The sequence below is a fragment of the Stenotrophomonas sp. YJH_SMC_80 genome (assembly GCF_059372495.1).
In genome coordinates, this window is the sequence record NZ_JCAFVP010000003.1 from 385089 (window position 1) to 407096 (window position 22008).

Genomic DNA, 22008 nt, shown 5'->3' on the forward strand with positions numbered 1-22008 from the left:
TGATTCACGCCCCGCTGAGGTGCAACGCACCAGACGCGGAGAAAACCCCGGAGTGATGCCCGAGTGGCCGAAGGGGCTCCCCTGCTAAGGGAGTATAGGGTCAAAAGCTCTATCGAGGGTTCGAATCCCTCTCACTCCGCCAGATACAAAGAAGCGCCTGCAGATCCTCGATCTGCAGGCGTTTTTCTTTATCCGACACTCGCAGCGTGGAGCTGACTATCCTGGCTGATCGGTGCGGGAGGCAGGCGTTGGCATGGGCGTGGGTGTCATCGCCGGTGCCGGAGCGGGTGTACCCGGCAGCTGTGGCGGTTCAATGTGACGAGGTGGAATTTCCCGCCACAGCAACGCGAGCGTGCAGTCGTTGGCACGTTCCCTGCACATTCTTTCGGCCTTCCGCTGCGCGGCGTCCGCCGTCTTCTCGCCCAGTGCAAAGCCCAACGCAATCGTGCCGGTCGCTATGGCCGAATAGCCTTCGCTGGTGGTGCTGGCGGACTGACCGCAATTGCGCGATCGCGCTGCGCAGTAGTGCAGCGACTGCTGCATCGCAGTGGTGAGGGAAGACTGGTTCATCGAATAGCCGTAGCGGCCATCCTTGTCGTAGGTGATCGCAGACGCAGCACTTGCGGCTGATGAAACGGACAACAACAGCGCCAGTGAAACCGCATGCTTCCAGTTCATCACGCTCTCCTCTTTTGCCGATGGTGAATCAACCGGCGCGTGTGGCGCAACCACGCAGGGGGGGGGAGAACGCCTGCAGGCCATTTGCCCGCAGGCGCGTACCGACGCGTTCGATCCTCAGAGCTTCACCGTCACGCCCACCTGGAAACCGCGCCCGGGCAGCGGCGCGATGTACTTCAGCGGCGAGTTGTGCGGCCGTGCTTCTTGATTGAGCAGGTTGCTGCCGTTGACGAACACCTCCATGCCGGCGATGTAGCTGTTGCGTACCGGCAGCTCACGGCTGACCTGCAGGTCGACCAGGTTGAATGCATCCAGCGGCACTTCCTCGCTCACGTTGCGGCCGAGGTACTTCTGCGTGTCGTAGTAGGTGCTGGACAGCTGCGCCTTCCAGCCCTCGCGCTGCCACTGCAGGGTGGCACCGTAGCGGTTGGTCGGCATGTTCGGCAGGTACTCGCCGTCATTGTGGGCACGCAACGAATCGGGGCGGTCGGCCTTGTTCTTCACCAGGTCGGCGAAGGCGGACAGGTTCAACGTGCCGTAGCGGCCCAGGTCCAATGCCTGCGAGGCATCGATCTCGAAGCCCTTCACCGTGGTGTCGGTCTGCTTCCAGTACTTCAGCGGCAGGCGGTTGGCGGTCTGCATGCCCGAGTAACCCAGGTACAGATAGTTCTCGTACTTCATCCGGTACGCGGTGGCCGACAGTTCGAAACCACCGAGGTGGAACAGGCCGGTCAGTTCCAGGTTCTTCGCGCGTTCCGGCTCGAGGTTCTGGTTGCCTTCTTCCTGGGTCATCACCGAATAGTGAGCATTGCTCGCATACAACTCGTTGATCTCCGGTGCGCGTTGCGAAGACGAGTAGCGCACCTTGGCGGCGAACAACGGACCGAGCTCGACATACGATCCCAGGCTGTAGCTGTTGAGCCGGTAGTCGCGGTCCTGCAGTTTCGCGTTGGCGGCATTGCGCGCGGTCTTGAAGCGGCTTGGTTGCAGGTCATGGTCAACGCGCTCGTGGCGCACGCCAGCGTCGAAACTGGCCCAGCCGAAGTCCAGCGTCTCCTTCAGGAACACCGCGTTGCTGCGGGTGTCGACGTCAGGCAGGTAGCGCAGCGAGCCACTGCCGGTGACATCACGCGACTGGTGGCTGAAACCCAGCATGCCGCTGAGCGGACCGACGCGCTGATGGCTGAGCAGCAGCTCGGCCTGGGTGCTCTCGAAATCGTAGTCGTTGGCGCGGGTGGCACCCAGCCGCTCGCCCGAGGTGTTGTCCAGCTTGGAAACGCGCAGTTCGGCGCGCTCGAACCACGGCAGCGGATCGCGCAGCAGGGCTTCCAGTGCATAGCGTTCCTGCTTGATCACCACCCCCACCGGCAGCCCGTTGGCATAGTTGGAACCGAACGACAGGTTCTGCATCGAGAACCCCGGCACGCCGTACTCGCTGTCCTTGGCATCGATGCTTATACCCACGTAACCACGGTCGAAAAACAGGGTCGACCCGAACGCCACCTGCGAGTTGCGCGCGTAGCTGTTGCCCAGCGTGTGGTGATAGTCGGGAGTCACATCGTTGTTGATCTGCTTCTGCACGTACGAAGGCGTGCCGGGTACGTAGGCCGGGTTGACCAGATTGATGTAGGTGCGGCGCTGCCAGACCGAAGTCGGGTTGTTGGTGTAGAACGAGAAGTCACCGTCGGCCCAGTCCGGGTTCTCGGTCATGAACTGGTCGATGTAAGGCTGCGAGGCCTTGTTGTAGATCTGTTGGACGCGCGCTTCCTTCTGGCAGCTGTCGGCCAGCGCAGAGTTCACGCCACCGGTCGGCGGGAACAGGCGCGTGTTGCAGACACTGGCCTTGCTGTTGCCTGGAATATCGTAGTGCGAGATGCGCTGACGCGAGACCTGCAGGTTGGTCGAGAAGTTGCGCTGGTTGTTGAAGTTCATGCGGAAGCCCTGCGCGTCGGCGGCGTTGAAGCTCTTGCGCAGGACCAGTTCCATCGACTGGTCCTTGTCTTCCATGCGGCGCGAGATCAGGCCCGAATCGATCTCCACGCTGCCGCCGATCGCATTGCCGCCGTAGCGCACGGTGTCGGAAGACTTGTTGACGGTGACGCTGCGTACGAACAGCGGATCGAACGGGATGTTGATGTCGCCGCTGATCGCGTTCATCCCGAGGATGGACTGGCCGTCCTGCAGGATCTGCACGCGGTTGCCGCTGAGGCTGCGGATGACCGGGGCACCCGCGTTCGGCCCGAAAGCACTGTTCTGCACGCCGGAGACGTGTTCGAGCAGGCCGCCCAGGGTGCGGTTCTGCGCCTGTGGGTTGTCGACGGTGACCCGGCTGTCGATACGGGAGGGCTGGCTGGCCTGGACCTGGAGGGTGGGGAGGGTGGGTTCGTCCGCGGCCTGGGCGCTGTGGACGGCGAACAGAAGGGCGGTAGCAAGGAGATGGCGACGCATGGCACGGTCCGTGAAATTGACGTGAAATGTTATAACGTAACTATTCAGGTCAACAAGAGCGGAAACCGCCTCGATTCAATGGGGCAGGGTGCTTTGGCCTCTCGGGATGGGACGGAGTCTCCCTCGTTCAGCGCACCGCCTTGCGCGTGCTGCTGGCGACCGGCACGATCTGGGCACTGCCCCGCAACGCCCCACGCAGAGCTTCCTCATTCAAACGGAGCCCCGTATGAAGCTGTTGTCCGCTGTGTTGTTGTCTGCGCTTTCGCTCTCCGCCGTTCCGGCGCTGGCGGTGGAAGCTTCGCCCTCACCGCTGCTGGGGCGCTGGTCGCTGGATATCGCCACGTCTGCGTTACCCGAAGCACAGCGCCCGAAGCAGGTGGTGCTGGAGTTCAAGGACGCCGGTGCGGGGCGGTGGAGTTCACACGTCGACATCGTCCTGCACGACGGCAAGACGATGAAATCCGACGGCACGTTGGCGCTGGACGGTACGCCCGGGCCCTTGTCCGGCACCTACGGCGCAGACAAGGCCAACCTGAAACTGCCGGCGCCGAATACCCTGGTGATGCAGCTGGTGGACCATGGCACGCCGGCCTCCACCCGCATCTATACCGTGGCGGCGGACCGTACGACGATGACCGAGACCAAGGCGTTCTACGGCCACGACGGCACGCCGATCCTGCAGACCAACCTGTTCAAGCGGATACCGTAGCGGCGCCGCCTGCGCCATGCCCACGGGGAGGGAATCCGCGGGCATGGCACCGGCAGCCTTACACCGAGGCCGGGTCGCGCTTGCCGGTGTCGATGCCGTACTTGTCGATGGCCTCCTGCATCCGCGAGCGCTCGATGCGGCCTTCGTCGGCCAGCGACTTCAGGGCGGCCAGCACGATGAAGTGGCGATCCACTTCGAAGAACGTGCGCAGCGACTCACGCGTGTCGGAACGGCCGAAGCCATCGGTTCCGAGTGCGATGAAGCGGCGGTTGTTGATGAAGGGACGGATCTGGTCGCCGACGATCTTCATGTAGTCGGTGGCCACCACCACCGGGCCATCATGGCCCTCCAGGCACTCCTGCACGTAGGGTACGCGCGGTTCCTCAGCCGGGTGCAGCAGGTTCCAGCGTTCGGCAGCCAGGCCATCGCGGCGCAGTTCGGTCAGGCTGGTCGCGCTCCACACATCGCTGGCGATGCCGAAGTCCTGCTGCAGCAGTTCTGCCGCGGCTTCCACTTCGCGCAGGATCGAACCGCTGCCCATCAGCTGCACGCGTGGCTGCGAGTCGCTGTCGGCGGCCGCCGGGTGCAGCAGGTAGAGGCCCTTCAGGATGCCGGCCTCGGCGCCTTCGGGCAGTGCCGGCTGCGGGTAGTTCTCGTTGAGTACGGTGATGTAGTAGTAGATGTCTTCCTGGTCGACATACATGCGGCGCAGGCCGTCATGGATGATCACCGCCAGCTCGTAGTTGTAGGTCGGGTCGTAGGACACGCAGCTGGGAATCACCGACGACAGCACGTGGCTGTGGCCGTCATCGTGCTGCAGGCCTTCGCCCATCAGCGTGGTGCGGCCCGACGTGGCACCGAGCAGGAAGCCGCGGGTACGCGCATCGGCAGCGGCCCAGGCCAGGTCTCCGACGCGCTGCAGGCCGAACATCGAATAGAAGATGTAGAACGGGATCGTGGCCAGGCCGTGGTTGCTGTAGGCGGTACCGGCGGCGATCCACGAACAGATCGCACCGGATTCATTGATGCCTTCCTGCAGGATCTGGCCGTCCTTGGCTTCCTTGTAATAGCTCAGCTGGCCGGCGTCCTGCGGGGTGTACAGCTGACCCAGGTAGGAGTGGATGCCGATCTGGCGGAACAGGCCTTCCATGCCGAAGGTGCGCGATTCATCGGGCACGATCGGAATCACCAGCTTGCCCAGCTCCGGGTCCTTCAGCAGGCTGGTGAGGATGCGCACGAAGCCCATGGTGGTGGATTGGCCGCGATCGCCGCTGCCCTGCAGCTGGGTGTTGAAGATCGACAGCGGCGGCAACGGTAGCGGATCGACCTTGGCCAGGCGCGCCGGGAGCTGCCCACCCTGGATGCGGCGGCGCTCGGCGAAGTAGGCCGCTTCGGCGCTGCCCGGTTCCGGGCGCAGATAGGGCATCTCCTCCAGCTGCTCGTCGCTGACCGGCAGGTTGAAGCGGTCGCGGAAAGCGCGCACCGCATCGGCGCTCATCTTCTTCAGCTGGTGGTTGATGTTCTGGCCTTCGCCGGCTTCGCCCATGCCGAAACCCTTGACCGTCTTGGCCAGGATCACCGTCGGCCGGCCGCTGGTGTTCACCGCCTGCTGGTAGGCGGCGTACACCTTCTGCGGATCGTGGCCACCACGTGCCAGCGCCCAGATGTCGTCGTCGCTCATGTGCGCGACCAGCTCCAGCAGCTCGGGGTAGCGGCCGAAGAAATGCTCGCGCACGTAGGCGCCGCTCTGCGACTTGAAGGTCTGGTAGTCGCCGTCCACGCATTCCATCATGCGCTGGCGCAGCAGGCCGCTGTGGTCGCGGGCCAGCAGGTCGTCCCAGCCACTGCCCCATATCAGCTTGATCACGTTCCAGCCGGCCGCGCGGAAGGTGCCTTCCAGTTCCTGGATGACCTTGGCGTTGCCGCGTACCGGACCGTCCAGGCGCTGCAGGTTGCAGTTGACCACGAACACGATGTTGTCCAGCCGCTCGCGGCCGGCCAGGGAAATTGCCGCCAGCGATTCGGGCTGGTCCATCTCGCCGTCGCCGAGGAAGGCCCAGACCTTGCGGCCCTGGTGTTCTTTCAGGCCGCGGTATTCCAGGTAGCGCATGTAGCGCGCCTGGTAGGCGGCGGTCAGCGGGCCCAGCCCCATCGACACGGTGGGGAACTGCCAGAACTCCGGCATCAATCGCGGGTGCGGATACGAGGACAGGCCTTCGCGACCGGCTTCGCGGCGGAAGTTGTCCACGCGCGCTGGATCGATGCGGCCTTCCACGTACGCGCGGCCGTAGATCCCCGGCGCGGAGTGGCCCTGGATGTAGATCATGTCGCCGTCGAAGGTGTCAGTACGGCCACGGAAGAAATGATCGAAGCCCACGTCGTACAGCACAGCCGCCGACTGGTAGGTGGCGATGTGGCCGCCGACGTTGGAGTGCTTGCCGGCACGCAGCACCATCACCATCGCGTTCCAGCGGATCATCGCGTTCAGGCGGCGCTCGATGGCCAGGTCACCCGGGTAGGCCGGCTGGCGCTCGGGCGGGATGGTGTTGACGTAGGCGGTCCAGGCACGGGTATGCAGGTCGCCGTGCTGCCGGGCGTCCAGATCGCTCAGCTGGTCGATCAGGTAGTGCGCGCGCGGCCGGCCGCCGGCCTGCATCACCGCCTCCAGCGATTCACGCCACTCCTGGGTTTCCAGTGGATCGGTATCGAAGGGAATGAGGGCTTGGTTCATGGCTGTCTCCAGAGGGCGCCGGTCGGACGTCTGCCTGGGCGACAACACCGGCAGGGCGCACAGCACTGGAGCGGGGTCGCAACGGCGGGCGCCGTGACGCGAAGGGCGACCGTGGCGGCCACCGAGAAGACAAGCGTAGGCCTGCCCCCCACGCTTCGGTAGGCGTGCAGGGCTTGGGTCTCTGGCAAGCAAGGGTTGGTGCCGCGCGCCGTATCATGGGCCGATGCGCTGGGCGCGGCCGCTGATCAGGCCGGGGACAGCCCCGGCAGGAACACCGGGATGATCGCCACGCCGACGCCCAGCAGGCACCAGGCGACGATGGGCAACCAGCGCGCCAGGCGTTGGGCGGGTTCCGGTGCACGACGACCGCCGATCCACAACAGCAGCGTGAGCACACCCAGCGCATAGGCGAGGACGACGATCACCGGATGCACATGGATGACCCGGCTGGGCGGCCACATCTGCTGCTGGTAGGCGGTGGTGTGGGCGACCAGCAGCAGGAACAGCAGGCTGCTGAAGGTGTTGATGGCGGTGCGTGCGTTGATGGGAGCACTCCTTGTGCGGGCTGCCGGGACATTGCAGGGGCCGCATTCTAGCGGCTGCCTGCCGGTCGTTGAAACGCCACTGTCATCGATGGCGGTCACCCTGCGTGGCTTTCCAGCCTCGGGGTGGTTGGCCGGCCGTGAACAGCGTGAGGATCTGGGAGAAGAGCTACGAACTGCGGCGCCGGCTGCTGCGTGGCTTCTTCCTGCGTCGCGGTTCGGCCAGCGAGGATGCCGAAGACCTGGCGCAGGAGGTCTACCTGCGCCTGCTGCGCAGCACCGGCGAGGATGCCGATGCTGTCGAGAACCCGGAAGCCTACCTGTTCACCGTGGCGGCCAACCTGGCGCGCGAGCATGCGCGCGCGCGGTCGTCGCTGCCGCCGCTGGAAGACGTCGACCTGCTGGCCGAAGTGCTGAAAAGCGAAGAAGACATCGAAGGTGAATTCGAGCGTGCGCAGCGCTGGAACGATATCCGCAGCACCATCGCACGACTGCCGGCGACCACGCGGCGGGTGATGGAACTGCACTACCGCGACGGGCTGGACTGCCCGCGAATCAGCCAGCAGCTGCAGGTGTCGGTGCACATGGTGCGAAAGCACATCGGCAAGGGGCTGGAGGCCTGCAGGAAGGCGCTGGGCGCCAGGGAGCTCACATGAACCGGACCTCATCGCCCGCGGCCGACGACACGATCGCCTGCGAGGCCATGGACTGGTTCCTGCGCAATCGCGAGGGGCCATTGGATGAGGCCGGGCGCCTCGCGTTCCTGGACTGGATGAAGCGCTCGCCGGAGCACGTGCGCGCCTACATGCACGCCCTTGCGTTGCACCGGCAGGTGGGCGAGGCGCTGCAATCGCCGTTGCCTGACGACGCGGCGGTTCCACCGCGGCAGGTCGCCGCCAAGGTGGTGCCGCTGTTCGGTAGCGTGCACGCGCCGCCGCGCGCTGTGCCGCGTCGCGGTCGTGCGCGCTGGTGGGTGGCGGCTGCTGCAGCCTGTATCACCCTGCTCGGCGTGGGCCTGGTTCCGCAGGTGATGCCCACCTGGCAGCTTTACAGTGCCGGACAGGGTGAACTTCGCGACCTGGTGCTGCCCGACCAGACCCAGGTGCGGCTCAACGCGGACAGCCGCCTGCGGGTACGCATGGGCTGGTTCAGCCGCAAGGTGGAGCTGCTGCAGGGTGAGGCAACGTTCGACATCGCCCGCGACCGCCGTCCGTTCGAGGTGGCGGTGAACGGCCTGGAGATCCGCGACATCGGCACGGTGTTCGATGTATCGCGACGGCTGCAGAGCACGCGCATCGGCGTGGTCTCCGGCGAGGTGGAGGTATGGAGCCAGGGTGTGGACCCCCGGCGTCTTGCGCAACTGGGCGAAGGCCGGGTGGTGCAGGTCGACGCGCGCAGCCATGCGGTCGAGTCATTGGACCTGCCATTGTCGATGCTGCTGGACTGGCAGCAGCGCAAAGTGTCCTTCCTCGACGAGCGGCTTGACGAGGTGGCCGCTGCCTTCAACCGGCACAACCAGGTGCAGGTACGCGTGCTGGACGAAGGTGCGGCATCGGCACGGTTGTCCGGCAGCCTCGATGCGCATCGCATCGGTGCGCTGCAGGCCTTCCTCGAACGCGACCCGCGCTTCGTGGTGAGGCGCGAAGGCGACACCGTGCGGGTTGGCAGTCGCTGAGGCCGACGTGGTGTGGACTGTCAGAAAAAATTCATCGAATCCGCGTTCTCCACTTCGGTGGATGCCGGCTCTTACTTGGGAGAAGCCGCTGCCGATCCGCGCAGTGGCACCTGCTGCCTTCTCTCTTCCAAGGACCCGTGATGCGCAACACGCTCTACCTGTCGATCATCCTCGCCCTGTCTCCCTGCAGCGTGCCGCTGGCCTTCGCCGCCGGTGCCGACGGCCTGGAGGCGCGTGTATCCACGCCGATCGCGGCGCAGCCGTTGGCGCGTGCGCTGGAGCAGCTGTCGCGCGGTTCCGGGGTGCAGTTCCTGTACTCGGCCGGCGGTGATGCCCGCATGGCCGGTGCGGTGCCGCGCGGTGCCACCGTCAGGCAGGCGCTGGACGCGCTGCTGGCCGGTACCGGCCTGGGGTACACCGTGGTGGATGGCAATGTCATCGCCATCGATCCGGCGCCAGCTCGCAACCAACCGAAGCCGGCCGCGCCGAAGCCGCGCGAGGCCGAGGCAATGGTGGCGCCGACCCTGGACACGGTGAAGGTGATTGCCGCACATGAGGTCATCGACCAGAAGAAGTCGTCGCCGGTGATCAAGGATTCGGTGGTGTATGACGAGATGGACAGCTACGGCGACGAGACCCTGGCCGAGAGCCTTATGGCCGCTCCAGGGCTGAGTGCGGTGGAGGATGCCGGCGAGCCACGTTATGTGACCGTGCGCGGCGTGCAGGCCAACCTCAACTACACCACCATCGATGGCATTGCGATTGCCAGCGTGGGGGGCAGTGGCTCCGGCGAGCGCATGAACAACCTGCAGCTGATTCCCAGCGACATCGGCACCCGTACCGACATCTACAAGAGCTTCAGTGCCGAGCAGGCACCGGATGCGATCGGCGGCGTGATCGACATCATCAGCCGCAGTGCCTTCGACCGGTCAGGCAAGTACGTGTTTGCCGATGTGGCAGGCATCTATTCCACCGCCGAGACCAACGTCGAGCGCAGCGCTGGCGGCAACCACGAGACCCTGGGTCACTTCGGCAAGAGCGCCAAGATGGTGTTCTCCAACCAGTTTGGTGTCGACCAGGAGTTCGGCATCGTTGCGGTGGCACGCTACGAGCAGCGTTCGCGCAACAGCGTCAAGCGCTGGGTGGAGTCGAACTACTACTACAACGACGCTGGCAAATACCTCACCGACGGTACCACGGGCCCGGACCAGGCCAAGGGCTGGAACGGGCTGCGTGCGCCTGGCAACTTCAGCACTGGCACCTATACCAACTTCATCACCAACTTCGGTGGCTCCGCCAAGCTTGAGTGGAAGCCCTCGGATGATCCGTTCTACGCATCGTTGCTGCTGTATTCGTACCGGTTCTACGAGAACTCGACGATGAACAAGACGGATCTGTACGGCAACGCCAAGTTTCCGGTCCGCAACCAGACCGAAGACAGCGGCACCACCCAGATCAACAGCATCTACATCAAGAACCGCCACGACCGCTGGGACCGCAGCAACCGTGGCGCCATCGCCAGCTTCAACTGGGACATGGGTGACCGTTCGCGGCTGACCCTGCGCGGTGGCCATACCGAAGAGACCTTCCACAACAGCCAGGTCTACTGGGGGGTACGCGCCTACCCGAGCAACCTGTTCGTCGACTACGAGAACGACAGCCACGGTTTCCCCAACGCGGTGGCCGTTTCCGATTCCAGCCTGCTGACCAGTTCCGCATTCAAGCTCAATCCGGCGCAGGCCTACGTCTCCCCGCGCGATGCCAAGGAGAGCATCGACAACCTGCGCGCCGACTTCAGCTACAACATCGACGCCGATGCGAGAGGTTTCGGCCTCGCCGCCGGCGCCGAGTACCGCCACCTGAAGATCTGGCAGGACATCGACTTCGACTATTTCAAGAGCAGTGCCACGCTCAACGACTACCTGTATCCGGGTTCGACGCTGCTGGGCAGCGTGCCGGGCTTCCCGCTGATCGACAACCGCAAGTGGAACGAGCAACTGCTGCCGAAACTGGGCAACAACAATGCGACGTATCCGAATGCCAACTTCACCAGTGACTACAAGTACGTGGAGGACATCACCAATGCCTATGTGTCCGCGCACTACGCCTGGGACCGGCTGCTGCTGATCGGTGGCCTGCGCTACGACCACACCCGCTTCGATGCCTACAGTCCGTTCAGCGATGATGGCGGCACTACCTATACCTCCGCCTTCCGCACTACGAGTGGTGGCTACAACAACCTGCTGCCCTCGTTGAACGCAACCTTCAAGCTCACCGAGGACCAGCGCCTGCGCTTCTCCGCCAGCCGCACGCTGGGCCGGCCGACGCCGAGCAACATCGCCCAGGCCACCAGCACCAGCTGTGGCGATGACGAGGAGGGCAGGGGCTTCTGCAGCATCAAGCAGGGCAATGCCGACCTGCAGCCGCGCCGTTCCACCAACATCGACCTGGCGTGGGACCTGTATTTCAACGGCAACAACGGCCTGGTCTCGGTGGCGCTGTTCGACAAGGTGATCAAGGACGACATCTACACCCTGACCACCTTCGAGGACGTGGGTGATACCCGCTACCGGGTGACCCAGCCGATGAACACCGATGAGTCCAAGCTGCGCGGTGTCGAGTTCGCGGTGGCCAACCGCAACCTGCAGTGGGGCCGCCAGCGCTTCGACATGTACTTCAACGCCACGCGGCTGGAAGGCCAGACCAACTACCGCATCAGTGATGGCACCGAGCGCCGCCTGGACCGGCTGCTGTACCAGCCGGACTGGTCGCTCAACGGTTCGGTGATCTGGCGCATGCCGTGGAAGAGCGCGCAACTGCGCCTGTCCGGCACCTACCGCAGCCGGATGCTGGTCGACTTCGGCGACACCCAGTGGCTGGATTCGTACTACGACCCGTACATGACCTTCAACATGGGCTTCAGCCACAAGGTCAGCAAGCACGTGACGCTGAAGTACGAGGCCAAGAACCTGTTCAACACCCAGCCGACCTACAGCACCGGCCCGAACGGGCGCTTCCGTACCGAGATCGACGACTACGGCCGCTTCTTCTACTTCCACATCATCTATAACTGAGGGCACAGCCGTGGAGACGATCAATCGCAGGCGATTCCTGGCCCTGGCCGGCCTGTCCGCTGCCGGTGCCTGGATGGGCACGGCACACGCGCTGGCCGCGCAGGGCGATGCCACCGCGCTGAACCCGCGCAACCTGCTGGCCAAGCCGCGCTTTGCCAGCACACCCTTCACCCTGGGCGTGGCCTCGGGTGATCCCTCGGCCGATGGCATGGTGCTGTGGACGCGCCTGGCGACCGAACCGCTGGTGTTCGGCGGCGGCATGCCGACCCGGCCGATGCTGGTCGAGTGGCAACTGGCCGCAGACGAAGGCATGCGCAAGGTGGTACGTCAGGGGGCGGCGATGGCGCATCCCGAACTCGGCCACGCCGTGCACGTGGAGCTGGACGGGTTGGCGCCCGGACGGCCCTACTGGTACCGCTTCAGCGTCGGTGGCCACGCCAGTGCGGTTGGTTGCACCCGCACGCTGCCCGCAGCCACGGCCGCGGTGGATCGCGTGCGCTTTGCGGTGGCCGGTTGCCAGCACTACGAAGAAGGCCACTACACCGCGTGGCGGCGCATTGCCGAGGAACCGCTCGATTTCGTCTTCCACTATGGTGATTACATCTACGAAGGCGAAAGCCAGCCGGGCCTGCGGAAGATGAACGGCCAGCCGTTCACCAACCTGCGCAACCACGTCGGCCCGCAGATCTACACGCTGGATGATTACCGCCGCCGCTACGCCCAGTACAAGAGCGATGCGGACCTGCAGGCCGCGCATGCGGCGGCACCGTGGTTCGTCACCTTTGACGACCATGAAGTGGACAACAACTGGGCCGGCGCCGAAGACCAGGATGACACGCCCAGCGAAGTATTCCTGCTGCGCCGCGCACAGGCGTTCCAGGCCTACTACGAGAACATGCCGTTGCGCCGTTCGGCATTCCCGCGCGATGGCCACATGCAGATGTACCGACGTGCACGCTACGGCACGCTGATGGACCTGCACCTGCTCGACACCCGCCAGTACCGCAGCAAGCAGGTGAACATGGCGCTGCGTGAGGAGGTGGAATCGCCGGAGCGCAGCATTGTGGGGGCGAAGCAGGAGCGCTGGCTGTTCGACGGCCTGGCCGATGCCGCACCGCGCTGGCACACCATCGCCCACCAGGTGGCGCTGGGCAACTACATGCGCGAGAAGGACGGGGTGGTGCAGTCGTCCGACGACCAGTGGTCGGGCTATCTGGACAGCCGCCGGCGCCTGCTCGACCACATCCAGAAGGTGGGCTTCGGCAACGTGGTGACCGCCTGCGGCGACGCGCATCGCCACTATGCCAGCGATCTGGTGCAGGACCACCGTGACTCGGGCGTGGTCTCCAGCGAGTTCCTCGCCACGTCGATCACCTCCGGCGCCGATGGCCAGGGTGTGGACGCGTATGCCAGGAACCAGCTTGCGCACAGCCCCTATCTGAAGGCGACCACCGACAAGCGTGGCTACGTGCTGTGCGATGTCACCCGCGATGCGTGGATCGGCGACATGAAGACGCTGGATACCGTGATGCAGCCGAATGGCGCGGTGCAGAGCTGGAAGCGCTATGCGGTGGAGCACGGCCGGCCGGGGCTGCAGGAGGCCTGAATCTACCGCTCTACAGAGATCCTTCAATCCTGCTCGAACCGCAGTGGTTCGCTGCCCATCGCCGGGTCACTGGTGCCGGGGCGCCCATCCTCGGCGCGACCGGCCAGGCGCAGCATGCTCTCGCCCGCGCCGATCTGCAGGTCATACCAGCCCGCCGTGGGCGTTGCGTCCCACGCCAACGCGGTTTCTGCGTGTGCGGGTAGTACCAGCGCCTGATCGGGCATGTGCCCGGCATAGGCACCAGGCTGCACACGCACCTGCTGCGCGCCATCACCCAGGTTTCGCAGCCGCAGCCGCAGTTGGCCATCCGTGCGATCAATTGAAGCCTGCAGCGCAGGATCCTTGGCCGCCCCCTGGAAGTGGCGGTGGAAGCCGTTCGGGCCCAGCAGCCACAGGTCATAGCGGCCCTGGGCATCAAGCGGCCAGCGCTCGCGCAGCGCCATGCCCGGGAGCAGCGTGTAGCGGCGCGGCACCGTATCCAGCCGCAGCCGGTCGTAGACATGCAGCACTGCCGCCGCGCCTTCGCAGGATAGCGCCAGATCCACGCCCGAGGCGTCCACCGCAGCCATCGATGCCTGCGGCCGATAGGGCAGGGCGCGCGCCGGGCGTATGCCGACTTCCTGCTTCGCTGGTTTCAGCCCCTCCGGCAGCGCCGGCACGGTTCGCCCTGGCAACGCAGCGGCGCGTGCGGCCACCGCGCTCACGTCGGGCAGGCCGCGCACGAACGGGCGGGTATCGCGCTGGGCGAAGTCGAAGGCGTTGCTGAGGTCGCCGCAGACCGCGCGGCGCCACGGCGAGATGTCCGGTGCCGCCACACCGAAGCGGCGTTCGATCAGTCGAATGACCGAGGTGTGGTCGTAGACCTGCGAGTCGACCCAGCCACCCCGACTCCACGGCGAGATCACATACAGCGGCACGCGCGGGCCCAGTCCATACGGGCGGCCGCGCAGTTCGGCAGCATCGTACTTCTCGTCGCCCGGTGCGGGATGGCGGTGGTATTCGCCCTCGGTACTGACCGAGGACGCACCCGCCCAGCCGCCATCCACCGGCGAAGGCGGTGCCGGTGGCGGCATGTGGTCGAAGAAGCCGTCGTTCTCATCGAACATCAGCAGCAGGGCGGTGCGGCTCCAGACTTCCGGATCGGCAGTCAGCGCATCCAGCACGCGCGCGGTATAGGCCGCGCCCTGCGCCGGACTGGAGGGTCCGGGGTGCTCGCTGCCGGCCGCGTCGGCGATGATGAAGCTGACCTGCGGCAGGCGCCCGTCGAGTACGTCCTGGCGCAGCTGTGGCAGGCCACGGGTACTGACCCCGCGTGCGCGCAGTTGCGGGTCATGCCCGGGTGCAGCACTGTACGCCCGACGGAACGCCTCGAAGCCGGCCAGCGGGTTGTCGGTGAAGTTGTCCGCCATGTCCTGGTAGATCTGCCAGGACACGCCGGCCTTCTGCAGGCGCTCGACATAGCTGGTCCAGCGGTAGGACGCCGGATGCCCGCCGTGTTCGGGGAAGTTGTCATGCGAGTTGGCGATCACCGGGCCGCCGGCGCGGGCCTGTGCATCGTTGTGGCCGGTCCACAGGAACACCCGGTTCGGATTGGTGCCGGCCTGCATCGCGCAGTGATAGGCGTCGCAGATCGTGAACGCATCGGCCAGCGCGAACTGGAACGGCATGTCGCTGCGCTGGAAGTAGCCCATGGAGTGGTTCTGCTTGGCCTTCGGCCAGTGCCCCATGCGGCCGTGGTCCCAGGCGCGCTGCGCATCGGGCCAGGTGTGCGGCGTGCCTTCCACCCGCATGTAGCCGAAGTGCGCGGCGGTATCCAGCGGGAACGGTGCGATCGCCCGCGTGCCACTCGCGTCGGGCTGCAGCCACAGGCTGCGCGCGCGGCCACCGGCCTGCAGCGCGGCGGCCGGGGCCACGAAGCGGTCACCGAAACCACGTACGCCCGGCAGCGTGCCGAAGTAGTGGTCGAACGAACGGTTCTCCTGCATGAACACCACGATGTGCTGCAGGTCTTCGAGGCTGCGCGTCTGCGCGGCGGGGGCGATCGCTGCGGCCCGTGCGATGCTGGGCAGCAGCGGGGCAAGGCCGGCGGCAACGCCGGCCTGCAACAACCGGCGTCGGCCGATATCGGTCACGGGCTCACTCACAGGTCCACGCGGAAGGAGATGCCGACGGTGCGCGGGGCGCCGATGAAGGCGTTGTCGCGGCCGTCCACCCCCGCAAGATACCGCTTATCGGTGAGGTTGCTCACCACCAGGTTGGCACCCATGCCCTTCAGGCGCGGCGACAGGCCCTGCAGGTCGAAACCGATGTTGGCATTGAACACGGTGGCCGAGGGCAGCTTGTTGACGTTGGCGGCATCAAGGTAGCGCGTGCCCAAGTACCGTCCGGAGAGGCCGAAGTTCCAGTTGGCGCCCTGCCAGTCGGCCGACAGCACCAGGGTGTTCTCCGGCTGGCCGATCACCTTGGCACCGTCGACGATGCCGAGCTGCGTATCGCGTGCGGCATTGCCACTGCCCAGGTATTTGGAGCGGTTGTAGGTGTAGGCCGCGTTGATCCGCCAGCCATTGTCCCAACCATAGCCGAACGCCGCTTCCAGGCCGTTGCTTTCCACGCCACCGAAGTTCTCGTAGACGCCGTCGGTCTCGCCCAGGTAGTCGATGCCGCTGACGAAGCCCGCCGGCAGGTAGACGATGCGGTTGTCGAACTTGATGTTGTACAGGGTCACCGAGGCGGTCAGCGGCCAGCGGCTGATGCGCATGCCCACTTCGATGTTGTCGGCGGTCTCCGGTTCGACATTGCGGAAGCGCTGCGGGTCGGTCTCGCCAAGTACGCCTGAAGGAATGGCGGCGAAATTCTGCGAGAAGCCGGCGAACAGCTCCATGCCTTCCACGCCCGGTGCCCAGGTGAAGCCGGTGGACAGCAGCGGATCGGACCTGGAATCGGATTTCACGTGCTCGCTGGCACCGATCACGCGGCGGCGCGACTGGTCGACGAAGAACTGCTTCACGCCCAGGCGGGCACTGAACGGCCCGAAGCGGGCCACGTCCTCGACGTAGTACATCTGCTCGTCAACCTTGTACTTGTCCTCGAACTGCACCCAGTACGGCTGATGGTCGAAGGCGATGTCCTGGCCGACGTTGAGCAGGCGGTGCCAGTCACGGCGTGCCGAACGGTCCAGCTTCTCCACCCACAGGCCGCCACGGATGGTGTTGTCGATCGCACCGAAGGTCTGCCGCCATTCGACGTCGGCGGTCACGCCCATGCGGTCGTTGTCGTAGTGGGTGTGGCGGTAGGACTGCGCGCCCAGCACGTTGCCCGCGTAGCAGTTCGGATCGTACTCGGCGGTGAAGCCCAGGCGCGGGGTGCAGCTGGCCAGGCGCTGCGCGGCGCTGCCATCGGGATTGACGAAGAAGATCTGGCCACGGTTGCTGCCGCCGTACACGGTCTTGCCACCGAGATATTCCGATTCGGGGCGGCCCGCACCCTCATCGCTAACCTGTGCCAGGTAAGGTGGAAGCCAGTCGCCACGACCTTGCATGCGGTGCCCGTAGGCGGCCACCGAGGCCTTGAACCCGTTGCCGCCGTCGAAGGCCGCACGCAGGTAACCAAAGGTGTTCTCGCGCAGAGCACGCGAGCCGGAACGGTAGTTCTGGTCCAGATACGGAATGCCGGTGAGGGTGCCGACCAGGTTGTCGCGATCCGGATTGGTGGCAAAGCCCTTCGGTGAGACGCTGGTGTATTCCGGCTCGTCGGCATCGTTGTAGGACAGGTAGCCGGTCAGGGTCCAGCGATCCAGTTCGGTGATGAACTTGCCGGCGATGTGGTCGTTGCTGGCGTGGCCGGTGCCGTCGATCCAGTCGTGCACCTTCGACGAGGAGGCGCTGATCCACGCGCGGGTGTGGCCGCCGAGCAGGCCGGTGTCGTAGCGCACGTAGTACTTGCGCGCCTCGTTGTCACCGGCACCGACCACGAAGCGCAGGCGGCTGTCCTGCAGCGGATCGCTGGTGAGGAAGTTGAGCGTGCCGCCGAGGGCTTCGTTCGAGCGCGAGGAGATGTCAGCGGTGCCTTGGCTGACTTCCACCGTCTCCAGGTCGAGGGTGTCGATGTAGCGGTTGGCCAGCGAGCCGCCGCCGTAGCCGGAGCCGCCGTTGGGCAGGCCGTCGATGGTGGTGCCGATCTGCTGGGTATCACGATTGGTGACGAACCCGCGCATGCTGATCTGCGTGCCCCACACCGACGAGCCGGTGGCGTCGGCCTCGCTGACCACCACGCCGGGTACTTCGTTCAGCGCATCGTTGACGCTGCTCATCACGGTCTGCCTGTTCAGTGTTTCTGCGCGCACCGACGTCTTGGCGTAGCTGGTGGCCTGGCCGATCACCTGCACCTGGTCGAGGGTACGCGCATCGCTGCTGCGCGCTTCGCCCGTATCGCCCTGCGGTGCTTCTGCGAGGGCGTCCAGGGTGGGGGCGATCAGCAGGGCAAGCAGCGAAACACGGGGAAAGCGCGCAATCGTTCGCATCGAAACCGGACCTTCAGAGGGAGGAAACCCCGGAGTGTCGGCAGCGCCAATGACATCGGCATGACGTGCCAGCGCAGGAACGATGGCACTGTGGGGGCGGTCACGACCTTCGGGTATGCTCGGCGCTTCAATGGACCTGAGGTGGTGGCGATGCAGAAGCGATCGACGATCTGGCTGGGCGGCGCAGCCCTGGTGCTGCTGGCAGGATGCAACCGGACGCCCTCGGATGGAGAGGTGGTACCGCCTGTGCCAGCTACGGCGGACGAGACCGCAGCACCGGCCGCCGCCCCAGCCGGTTCAACAGCCGCCGCCGATGGCGCCGCACTCACCGACCGCGAGGGCAAGGCTGTGCCGCTGGTGCCCTTCGACCCAGCCAGCGTGCCGCTGAGCGACGCCCCGCTGGGCAAACTGCCGTTCTTCAGCCTGCCGCCGGGCTATGCGTCGCAGAACGCCCACCCACGCGCCTGGGCGCGCTTCCCGTTCCGGATGGGCAACGGCGTGCATTGGGTGGAAGGCCCGAGCTGGTCGGCACGTATCGTGACCGACGGCGATGGCGCACCGGACAAAGCGTTTTCCGCACTGGAAGTACAGCGCAACTTCGACGGCGTGATCACCGCCGCCGGTGGCCGCAAGGTCTTCGAAGGCGCGCTGCTGCGCGACATCTACTACGGCCCGCAGCTGGAAGGTGAGATCGGAGGTGGTTTCATCGATGCGGTGAACGGCGAGCAGGAGGCTCCCACCACGGTGTACGTGCTACGCCAGGCCAATCGCACCGTGTGGTTGCAGCTGGCAGTGGACAGCAATGGCGCTGGACTTGTGGTCGTGGACGAAGTGCCGTTCAAGGCCACCGCGCAGTGGTCGGACAGCTTCCCGCACCTGTCCCTGCCGGCCGGTTATCGTGACCGGAACAAGCCCGAGCAGCGTGATTTCGATGCCTTCCCGTTCTGGACCGGCGATCAGTTCGAACAGGTTGAGGGCCGCACCTTCGCTGCCGATTTCGACAAGGGCGAGCGCGAGTACTCGATGCAGGAAGTCCGTCGCAATCTTGAGGCGATGATGGCCCAGGTCAACGGCACCAAGCTGTTCGAGGGGCGCATCCCGCACGAAGCGGCCGAGGACGTACCGAAGCAGGTGCAGTCGTCCTACGGCAATGCGGCCAGCTACAGCTGGGACAACTACGACACCGTGGTCTACCGCGTGGATCTGGCTGATGGTCGCCAGGTGTGGGTGCACGCGCGCCTGGAATACCTCAGCGCAGGCTGGGTGGTGGCCGAGCGCAAGGGCTTCACCCAGACCGCGGCGCTGTTGCCGGCCGATGCGTTGAGGAAGAAGTTGGACAGCGATGGCCGCGTGGCGATCCAGGTCAACTTCGCCATCGACAAGGCGCAGATCCTGCCGGCGTCCGAACCACAGCTGGCGCAGGTGCTGGACCTGCTGCGCGCCGACCCGTCGCTGAAACTGTCGATCGAAGGCCACACCGACAACAGCGGTGCGGCCGCGCACAACCGCAGCTTGTCCGAGGATCGGGCGCGGTCGGTGGTGGCCGCGCTCACCGCAAAGGGCATCGCCGCCGACCGCCTGCAGGCGGTCGGATTCGGCGCCGACAGGCCGGTGGCTGACAACGGCAGCGGAGAAGGCAAGGCACGCAACCGGCGGGTCGAGCTGGTCAAGCGCTGACCCACGGGGTGCTCAGTACCGCGCGTCCTTGGGTTTCGGGTCGCGCGGCCAGTCCTTGGCCTTGTTGGCGAAGTCCGGGCGTGGCTGGTTGATGAAGTAGCTGGCGATGTCCACCGCATCCTGGTCGGGCATCACCTGCTGCCCAAGCGGGGGCTTGCGGGTCACCGCCGGTGGCATGTTGTGCTTGACGAAGCCGGCGGCCTTGTACAGGCGCGCCATGCCCGCGCCGATGTTGAAGCTGTGGTCGCCCCATAGCGGCGGGAAGGCGATGTCACCGCTGGCGTCGCGCCGACCTTCGCCGTTGTCGCCATGGCAGGCGGCGCACTGCACGGCGTACAGCGCCTGGCCGCGGACCGGGTCCGGGGTCAGCGTGCTGTCGATCGGCCCCTCACTGGGGGCGGCCACCTTTGCACCCTCTGGCACCGGACTGCTCAGCCACGCCATGTAATCGAGCATCGCGCGCATCTGCGGCGAGTCCTTCGGCAGCGGCTTGCCGTTCATCGAACGCTGCAGGCAGCCGTTGATGCGCTCGGTCAGCCCGATCACCTTGCCCGGACGCGGCATGTAGCGCGGATAGGCGCCGCCGCCGGTATTGAAGTAGTGATTGCCGAAAGGCCGCTTGCCCTCGGCCATGTGGCACGAGTTGCAGTTCAGATCGTTGCCGACATTGTCCGGCAGCAGCCGTGCGGTCTCGTTGAGGATACGGCGGCCGAGCATCACCGATTCGGCATTGCCGAGCCCGGCGATTTCTTCGGCGCTGGGCGCATGGTAGTGCCCGACCACCTTGCCCTGCGCATCGAGGATATCGATCGTGCTGGCCACGGCGGCATCCAGGTCCGGGTACAGATGACGGTAAGCGAGGGTACCGGCGCCGGCCAGCAGCACGAGGGTGATCGCACTGGCGATCAGCAGGCGGGAGCGTTTGCGCGAACGTTTCATCGTGCTGCCTCCTGCGGAACGTAGTGCACCGGCTTGTCGCGCACCACCCGGCGAATGCGCGCCACGTCGACCTCGCTCACGGCACTGGCCTGGTTGCCCCAGCTGCTGCGGATGAAGGTCAGGATCTGTGCCAGCTGCGCGTTCGGCAGCTGCTCGAAGCCGGGCATGGTGAAGGCCATGCGGTCATGCGGGGTATGCGGCGTGCGGCCGCCGATCAAGGTCACCTGCACCAGCGAGCTGGGGTCATCGGCGAACACGATCGAGTTGCCGGCCAGGGCTGGATAGACGCGCGGCATGCCGCGCCCGTCGGCGCGGTGGCAGGCCTGGCAGTGCTCGGCATAGGCCAGCGAACCGGCCACGCGGTAGTCGCCGCTGCGCAGTGCGGCGGTGGTGGTGTCGGTACCGGGCGACCACTGTGCGCTGCGTCCTTCGCGGGCGGGCAGCTGCTTCAGGTAGCGGGCCATCGCCAGCAGGTCGGCATCGGACAGGTACTGCGTGCTGTGCTCGACCACGTCGGCCATGCCGCCGAAGGCCGCCGATCGATCGGTGCGGCCGGTACGCAGGAAATCGACGATCTCGCCCTCGCTCCAGCTGGCCAGGCCGGTCGATTCATTGCGCAGGTTCTTCGCATACCAGCCTTCCAGCACCGAGCCGGACAGGAACTGGCGGCTGCCATCATCGGCCATCGCCTTTTCCTGGAACGCCAACCCGCGTGGCGTGTGGCAGGCGCCGCAGTGGGCCAGGCCTTCCACCAGTTCGGCGCCGCGTTGCTGGCTGGCATCCAGCGACGGATCCGGGTTGAACGTGCGCGGGCGTGCGAACAGCAGCTGCCACCAGGCCAGTGGCCAGCGCATGTTGGCCGGCCACGGGATCGTGCTGTCGGCGTTGTCCTGCTTCACCGGTTGCACCGAGCCCATGAAGTAGGCGTACAGCGCCTTGATCTCGGCGTCGCTGGCGATCACGTACGAGGCGTACGGCATGGCCGGATACAACGGCTGCCCATCGTGACGGATGCCGCGACGTACCGCGCGCTCGAAGTCGGCGTAGTCGTAGGCGCCAATGCCGGTGTCCGGATCGGGCGTGATGTTGGTCGAGTAGATCGTGCCCATCGGCGTCTGCATGCCGAGGCCACCGGCGAACGGCTTGCCGCCGGGCGCGGTGTGGCAGGCCGCGCAGTCGGCCGCGCGCGACAGGTATTGTCCCTGCGCGATCAATGCCGGATCGTGGATGTCGACCTGCGCGGCCTGTCGCGGTGCGAACCAGTAGGGCGTGGTGCGGGCGACGCCGTAGGCGGCGGCCAGCGTGGCGGCCAGGGCAATGGCGAGCTTGAACGAGGTGCGCATGACGGCACTGTGGGCAATCCCGCGCGGGCGTTCATTGATCCGGATCAATGACTGAACAGATACAGCT

At 65.9% G+C, this 22008-nt stretch carries 14 protein-coding genes and 1 tRNA gene; 7 read left to right on the forward strand and 8 right to left on the reverse strand.

Annotation, left to right across the window (positions count from 1 at the left end; all coding sequences use genetic code 11):
* Window positions 1-49: 49 nt before the first annotated feature.
* Window positions 50-142, forward strand: a tRNA-Ser gene (locus AC5P99_RS07640).
* Window positions 143-216: 74 nt separating this feature from the next.
* Here the strand turns inward: AC5P99_RS07640 and AC5P99_RS07645 are convergent.
* Together AC5P99_RS07645 and AC5P99_RS07650 are read right to left on the reverse strand one after the other, a co-directional pair.
* The gene (locus AC5P99_RS07645) at window positions 217-678 is read right to left on the reverse strand and encodes a DUF4189 domain-containing protein (RefSeq protein ID WP_005409026.1); all 462 of its coding nucleotides are present in this window, start codon (window positions 676-678) and stop codon (window positions 217-219) included.
* A 117-nt stretch (window positions 679-795) separates the two neighbouring features.
* Window positions 796-3126: a TonB-dependent receptor gene (locus AC5P99_RS07650; RefSeq protein ID WP_495213010.1), complete on the reverse strand. Its 2331-nt coding sequence runs from the start codon at window positions 3124-3126 to the stop codon at window positions 796-798.
* Between the two features lie 226 nt (window positions 3127-3352).
* On the opposite strand from AC5P99_RS07650, the gene AC5P99_RS07655 reads away from it, so the two are divergent.
* Window positions 3353-3835 carry a hypothetical protein gene (locus tag AC5P99_RS07655; RefSeq protein ID WP_033834139.1) on the forward strand — a complete coding sequence of 161 codons (483 nt, stop codon included), beginning with the start codon at window positions 3353-3355 and terminating at the stop codon, window positions 3833-3835.
* A gap of 58 nt (window positions 3836-3893) precedes the next feature.
* Here the strand turns inward: AC5P99_RS07655 and aceE are convergent, their stop codons facing one another.
* Together aceE and AC5P99_RS07665 are read right to left on the reverse strand one after the other, a co-directional pair.
* The gene (gene aceE, locus AC5P99_RS07660; protein WP_495213011.1) at window positions 3894-6566 is read right to left on the reverse strand and encodes a pyruvate dehydrogenase (acetyl-transferring), homodimeric type; all 2673 of its coding nucleotides are present in this window, start codon (window positions 6564-6566) and stop codon (window positions 3894-3896) included.
* 245 nt (window positions 6567-6811) lie between these two features.
* Window positions 6812-7210 (reverse strand): hypothetical protein, encoded by a 399-nt coding sequence (locus AC5P99_RS07665; RefSeq protein ID WP_005409030.1) that lies wholly within the window; start codon window positions 7208-7210, stop codon window positions 6812-6814.
* 38 nt (window positions 7211-7248) lie between these two features.
* Between AC5P99_RS07665 and AC5P99_RS07670 the strand changes: the two genes are divergently transcribed.
* From AC5P99_RS07670 to AC5P99_RS07685, 4 genes are all read left to right on the forward strand, one after another.
* Window positions 7249-7764: an RNA polymerase sigma factor gene (locus AC5P99_RS07670; protein WP_005409031.1), complete on the forward strand. Its 516-nt coding sequence runs from the start codon at window positions 7249-7251 to the stop codon at window positions 7762-7764.
* Window positions 7761-8783, forward strand: coding sequence for a FecR family protein (locus AC5P99_RS07675; protein ID WP_049459643.1), 1023 nt, complete (start codon window positions 7761-7763; stop codon window positions 8781-8783). The genes AC5P99_RS07670 and AC5P99_RS07675 overlap by 4 nt, the downstream gene beginning before the upstream one ends.
* A 140-nt stretch (window positions 8784-8923) precedes the next feature.
* Window positions 8924-11857, forward strand: a complete 2934-nt coding sequence (locus AC5P99_RS07680; protein WP_495213012.1) for a TonB-dependent receptor — start codon at window positions 8924-8926, stop codon at window positions 11855-11857.
* A gap of 10 nt (window positions 11858-11867) precedes the next feature.
* Complete coding sequence (locus tag AC5P99_RS07685; protein WP_149500917.1) at window positions 11868-13463, forward strand: alkaline phosphatase D family protein; 1596 nt, start codon at window positions 11868-11870, stop codon at window positions 13461-13463.
* Between the two features lie 23 nt (window positions 13464-13486).
* On the opposite strand, the gene AC5P99_RS07690 is transcribed toward AC5P99_RS07685, so the two are convergent.
* Window positions 13487-15595: a phosphocholine-specific phospholipase C gene (locus AC5P99_RS07690; RefSeq protein WP_237827177.1), complete on the reverse strand. Its 2109-nt coding sequence runs from the start codon at window positions 15593-15595 to the stop codon at window positions 13487-13489.
* An 8-nt stretch (window positions 15596-15603) separates the two neighbouring features.
* Window positions 15604-17982: a TonB-dependent receptor gene (locus AC5P99_RS07695; protein WP_062607609.1), complete on the reverse strand. Its 2379-nt coding sequence runs from the start codon at window positions 17980-17982 to the stop codon at window positions 15604-15606.
* A gap of 150 nt (window positions 17983-18132) precedes the next feature.
* On the opposite strand from AC5P99_RS07695, the gene AC5P99_RS07700 reads away from it, so the two are divergent.
* Window positions 18133-19659, forward strand: a complete 1527-nt coding sequence (locus AC5P99_RS07700; RefSeq protein ID WP_262091498.1) for an OmpA family protein — start codon at window positions 18133-18135, stop codon at window positions 19657-19659.
* Window positions 19660-19671: 12 nt separating this feature from the next.
* Here AC5P99_RS07700 and AC5P99_RS07705 read toward each other — a convergent pair whose 3' ends face one another.
* Together AC5P99_RS07705 and AC5P99_RS07710 are read right to left on the reverse strand one after the other, a co-directional pair.
* A complete protein-coding gene (locus AC5P99_RS07705) occupies window positions 19672-20598 on the reverse strand; it encodes a c-type cytochrome (RefSeq protein ID WP_149500920.1) in 927 nt (308 codons plus the stop codon).
* Entirely contained in the window at window positions 20595-21941 is a 1347-nt protein-coding gene (locus AC5P99_RS07710; RefSeq protein WP_111118522.1) for a c-type cytochrome, read from the reverse strand. Before AC5P99_RS07710 ends, AC5P99_RS07705 begins: the two co-directional genes overlap by 4 nt.
* Window positions 21942-22008: the final 67 nt, after the last annotated feature.